The sequence below is a fragment of the Lysinibacillus sp. NPDC048646 genome, from assembly GCF_050272295.1.
Classification (GTDB): Bacteria; Bacillota; Bacilli; order Bacillales_A; family Planococcaceae; genus Lysinibacillus.
In genome coordinates, this window is record NZ_JBNNLZ010000054.1 from 1 (window position 1) to 5,167 (window position 5,167).

A 5,167-nucleotide genomic window follows, 5' to 3' on the forward strand; every position below is an offset into this window, starting at 1 on the left:
GGATTAGTTGGAACGCCGTATGCGGTGAAAGTCGCACGTACGGTGTGAACAGGGGGAAAAGCCAGCGATAACTTCAAAGGCTTACCTATCTGTATTAATAAGGCACTTGCGTAAGTTGATACATGAGGGGGGAAGTATGAATAAGTATAAACATTTTTCAACATTAATAGTTTCAGTCATTCTAACTTTGTTTGGTTTTATTAAAATTACAAATTGTATTGAGAATGCTAAAGATTCTACTTTTTCGTATATACAGTCAATGGGGGGAAGTGTAAATTCGGATGAAGCATTATTAATGCAAAATGGATCTATTCTGGTCGATATTACTTTAGGTGGGATTATGTTTTTGGTTGGACTAAGTTTTCTATGCGTATCTATATATACCTTGACTAAAAATAATAATTAATTCATTATTCTCCTCTAAGTTGAACAAGTTGGAATAGTAGAAAATAGGTTGCGGAGGTAGTCGAAGATGACGCAAAAGCAAACGCTGTTTCAAAAGATTGCTAGTTAGAAGCACCGCCGCCAAAGTTAAAGGTGTCAGAATGGGCTACGATCTACTCATGAATACCTATTGGCTACCAGCTCCTTAAAGACAATGCGTACCAATATTGAATATTGTGGGAGAAAGATTGAAGCTTAATGCACAAATAGATTATGAATTTTTTGGTATGACCAAGAAACTTAATGGCTGTCTTGGTGTATTTTGTGTTCGGTATTTTTATTGTAATTGAAATTATTCACAAGTATTACAATTGAAATAACTAAGCCTTTGAATAAATTGCTTAAAATACCAGGTTCCATCAATTGATTCAATGTTAAACTGAAGCCAAATATTATGACTACCCCCAGAATGGTCTGTAACCACGGATTCATGTTAATTACTCCTTTTATATGTATATATTCACATTTTATTGGAAGCGGATAATAAAGTAAATAATAAGTTTTGATGAATATAATAATCCATTTCTGTTGTGTGACGACCCCAACACAAACCTTTCATTGCAAAGGATGTCTGAAAAAGCCTATGATTCTATTAAAAAATGCAGAGGGTATATCGGCAGTTGAAAAGTATTGGGAAAGAGCTTGAACAGATTAGTAATTTGCGCAGGTTGGCTAAGTCAATATTTAAAAGATATCGTGCAGTAGGGGAGACGAGTTGGAGGTAAATGGATGAAAATGAAAAGCCTTATAACTGAGTATAAGGCTTTCACGACTTTAACAGTTAAAATCTGTTTATAAAATTAAAGAATCTGTGTTAATTCTGAGTTCACAAACCGTTGGGCATCAATGATAACACCTGATGCTGTTCGCCCGTAAACGCTATATAATCCGCCAGTTTGATTTGGAGCAATTTCAACTTCATATTGAAACGCACCTCCTACACCTGGAGTTACAAAAGTAGAAGCATTAGCATTTGCTGCAAAAGCAGTTGTTGATAGTAATTGTCTTGTACCGTTAAGTTTAAAAACTCGGACTACTCCAGTTAGTAGACCTCCAGTGAGATTGAGAACTTTGATACGAACGCTAGAGGCATTAGCTGGTAGATTTCCTGAATTTTCAATTGGACCAGTAGTTAAAGGCATGTAATATTCACCTCCTCAAAATTAAAGAATTATAATCTGCAGATTACATTTCATAATATGCAGTATTCTGTTACATTCTCTAGTCTTATTAATCATGTTTCTATAAATAAAAGAAATGTGTGGATTGATTACTAGAAAATTTATCAAAAGAAAATCTGTAAACAAAGGTGAACCTATATCCCAAGACAGAATACCGTAGTAGAAACACCTAATACGGCGAGAGCTATTTAGGTAGCTAACGATAGCTCAATGGCTGTCTGGCAATGTTAGTGTCGGAAGATATCTTCTGATAATTGTAATGATTTCTAAATATTGAGAAAAAGGAATACACTTTTTATTTTTAAGTAACAGGATTACTGAAAAAATCAAAACAAGGTATCAAGAATTACAAGCCAACCAACAGTATCAGCGAATCAAGAGAACTATTCAAACTGTTAAAAAATCTGTGGAGAAAATGGAGAAGAACTTTGTTCAGTTTTTGTTCAGAACGATGTAGTATTCTAGCAATGTAATCTTGTCATAGGGTAACCAACCCAAAAAAGTCCAGGTACTCAAATTAATTTTGAGCCTGGGCTTTTAATAGTTAACGTAAGAAACCGTACGGAATTACTGCCTTCTTGCCTGAATTAAGATTATTCGATAACGAATAAACACTAGAATTAAGGAAGGAGAAGAATATTGCACGAAGAGTATGTTCTCTTTGGTAGGAGAATGCCTTTGATGAACAAAAAAAATGACAAAAGGCATTGAGAGTGAACTTCTCAATGCCTTTTGTCGATAGTCTGAAATCTTGCAATAAGCAAGGTTTTTTAGGATTTTTAGGACTCTATTTTTATTTAATTTCTTTCCATAAAGATAATGCAGATATCCAATTTGGATCTCCATATCCTTGATAGCTTTGAACAGCTTCATATATTTTACCTTGGTGCTCTACTTTATCACCTTTTGTGTACGCCTTATATGAACTCCATTGCTCATAAGACGCCCCTTGCTCTTTTGTAGTCACAGTTAAAACAGAACTTTTAATAGATTCATTACCAGCTGCATCAACAGCAGTGACTGCGTACTTATAAGTTGTATTGGCTTGTAAATTCATGTCCATAAAAGATGTAGTTTTTGATGTTCCAACTGCAGTCATTTGTCCTACTGGTGTTTCTCGATAGATAACATAATGGTCAACTGCTACATTATCCTCTGATGCACTCCACATTAAATCTACACTTGATGATGTTACTGCCATCGTGTGCAGTGTAGTTGGTTGCGTTGGTGCTTCCGTATCTGGAACTGCTTTCATTGTCTCTACAACTGTAGACGCGCTTTCTTTAGAAACATTTCCAGCTGCATCCACTGCCTTTATTGTATATGTATATGTTGTATCCGCTTTTAAATTTTTATCTGTGAATGTAGTTCCCGGTACAGTGCCAATTGCTTTACCATCACGTAATACTTGATATTCTTTTACACCCACATTGTCTGTAGAAGAATTCCATTTTAGCTCAGCACTGTTAGAAGTAACTTTTGTTGCATGTAATCCATTTGGCTGAGTTGGAGCTTCTTTATCTGTATCCCCATTATTCACCAAATTAACATCAATGACATTATAGAAAGCATTTGAAGTATTCGATACATCCCAAACAGCTAAAATAACGTGGTAGCCACTACGATCAGTTGGTACGTTAATTGTATGCGTTAGATTATTTGTTGCATCAGTACCGTTATGTTCAACAGTTCCAATTGGCTCAAGATCAGCACGAGTTAATGGTTTATTAGGATCCCATCCCTTTTTTGTAATATAATAGTGCCATTTGCTTGTGAAATGCGACGCAGTGTACTTCCATGTAAAGGTATTTGATCCCCCTGTAATCGTATTCTTAAACCAGCGATTTGTAGTTTGCTGATCGAGAATGCCACCAAACAGACCTCCTGCAGATGCAATTTTTCCATCAACTGGTCCACCTTGTGGAAATCCTTTTGGTGCCTCTAAGCTCTGTGGCTGATACATAATGTTTCCACAACTCAAGTTAAGCCCGCCATAACTTTGGCTACATAAAGCGGCACGGCTAGCTGGTTTCTCAACAAACCCATGGGCAGATGCATTTGGTGCCATTGAAATCCCCATGATTCCAGCTGCTAATATGGCAGCAGTTATTCCCTTTTTACTTTTACTTAATTTTTTGAATTTAGTGTTCATATAACTAGTCTCCTTACTTTTTTGTTGTATGAAAATACTTACAACTAGTATGATAGCTATGGATTTAAAATTAAGCAAACTATGCATTAATATGGTAATAGTTCTATTAAATGAATATGTTTTCTTGCGAAAGAGGTTGATAAAAGATTCTAAATGTAGTAAAAATCTTATCACTCGGTTATTTACTCTTTAAAAGAGTATAGATTTTAATAAAATGTTCATAAAATGTTCAAGTTATATTTGTCGACGGGAAGCTGCACATGCATGCGGTTTAGATGAAATAGGTACACATACGCTAAGGAAGACGTTTGGCTATCATTTGTATCAAGAAACAAATGATATTGCACTATTACAGGGTATATTTAATCATAGTACAGAGTACATTACTAGGAAGTAAATAGGTATAAACCAAGAAGCAATAGATGCAGCATATAAGAAATTACTATACTAAACATCTCGAAGAATTGGGGTGTTTTTTATTTTGCTCATTTACGGCAACATAAGTCATTCAATTATTTCATGACACTTTCACACACTAAAGACATTTACATTATAAGACACTGTAAAGCTCAATAGTTGAAGGGGAAGCAAAGTATTGGTATGAATGGGTTTACTCATGTTCATGGATATTAACAGAGTATAAGATATGTTAATGTGGTGAATGCATGGACAAAAGTGTTTATATCCATTAGTATCCAGATGGAAGCGTTTTTCCTTATGGCTGTTTTCTAAAAGATTGTTGTTTATTCAACTCCCATGAAAGAACTTTATTATCTTTCGTATTCTGTGGTGAAGTGCTAATTTTTTCGCTTGATGGATGGCTAACGGAGCAGGTTAGGGAAGTTACGAAGGAAGATATGACTTCATATGAAAAATACAAATTTTTACGATAAATGGTGATACACTATAAAAAAGGAGGGCTATGCAGAATGGAATTCGAATTTGGGGACGTTGCTATTGTTCTACCCCCTTTACACATTACGATTATCGCAATAATTATTATTTTCTTTTTAGTAAGGTGGAGCAAGCAATTAGAAACAAGACGTTTTACGATTTTCTTGTACTTTCTAATTAGCACTTACATTGCTCCAATTTTTTCTCTCGGAACAAAAGAAGGTGTCTTTCAGCTATGGATTCCCTTGGGATTTATAGTAGTCTTCTTTTACTTGTTTCGTAGTGAAAGAAATCATCCATCTAAAATGAAAGCGAGTATTTTAGGACTTTCCATAGCATTGTATTCGTTAATTCTTCAATATGTCGGGTAGATTTTGGTATCCACTAACGGGGCAGGTTAATTGTGCGAAATGTTTCTAGTTTAAATTGAGAATGGTCACATTACTCAGGTAAAGGCTAGACAGTTCCTTTCGGAACTGAAGGGTTATATCGAAGA

The 5,167-nt window shown here is 35.0% G+C and carries 6 protein-coding genes; 3 read left to right on the forward strand and 3 right to left on the reverse strand.

The genetic code is table 11. The annotated features are described in order from the left end of the window. The first annotated feature begins 136 nt into the window (after nucleotides 1–136). Nucleotides 137–406 carry a hypothetical protein gene (locus tag ACQKII_RS24535; RefSeq protein ID WP_427463042.1) on the forward strand — a complete coding sequence of 90 codons (270 nt, stop codon included), beginning with the start codon at nucleotides 137–139 and terminating at the stop codon, nucleotides 404–406. A gap of 278 nt (nucleotides 407–684) precedes the next feature. On the opposite strand, the gene ACQKII_RS24540 is transcribed toward ACQKII_RS24535, so the two are convergent. The 3 genes from ACQKII_RS24540 to ACQKII_RS24550 all read right to left on the reverse strand — a co-directional run bounded on the left by ACQKII_RS24540 (nucleotide 685) and on the right by ACQKII_RS24550 (nucleotide 3,777). Then, complete coding sequence (locus ACQKII_RS24540; RefSeq protein ID WP_427463043.1) at nucleotides 685–876, reverse strand: hypothetical protein; 192 nt, start codon at nucleotides 874–876, stop codon at nucleotides 685–687. A 368-nt stretch (nucleotides 877–1,244) separates the two neighbouring features. After that, nucleotides 1,245–1,586, reverse strand: coding sequence for an ATPase (locus tag ACQKII_RS24545; RefSeq protein ID WP_427463044.1), 342 nt, complete (start codon nucleotides 1,584–1,586; stop codon nucleotides 1,245–1,247). Nucleotides 1,587–2,418: 832 nt separating this feature from the next. Then, a complete protein-coding gene (locus ACQKII_RS24550) occupies nucleotides 2,419–3,777 on the reverse strand; it encodes a lytic polysaccharide monooxygenase (protein WP_427463045.1) in 1,359 nt (452 codons plus the stop codon). A 214-nt stretch (nucleotides 3,778–3,991) separates the two neighbouring features. On the opposite strand from ACQKII_RS24550, the gene ACQKII_RS24555 reads away from it, so the two are divergent. Further along, nucleotides 3,992–4,174, forward strand: coding sequence for a tyrosine-type recombinase/integrase (locus ACQKII_RS24555; RefSeq protein ID WP_427463046.1), 183 nt, complete (start codon nucleotides 3,992–3,994; stop codon nucleotides 4,172–4,174). A gap of 532 nt (nucleotides 4,175–4,706) precedes the next feature. Then, nucleotides 4,707–5,042, forward strand: a complete 336-nt coding sequence (locus ACQKII_RS24560; protein ID WP_427463047.1) for a hypothetical protein — start codon at nucleotides 4,707–4,709, stop codon at nucleotides 5,040–5,042. The last annotated feature ends 125 nt before the right edge of the window (nucleotides 5,043–5,167 follow it).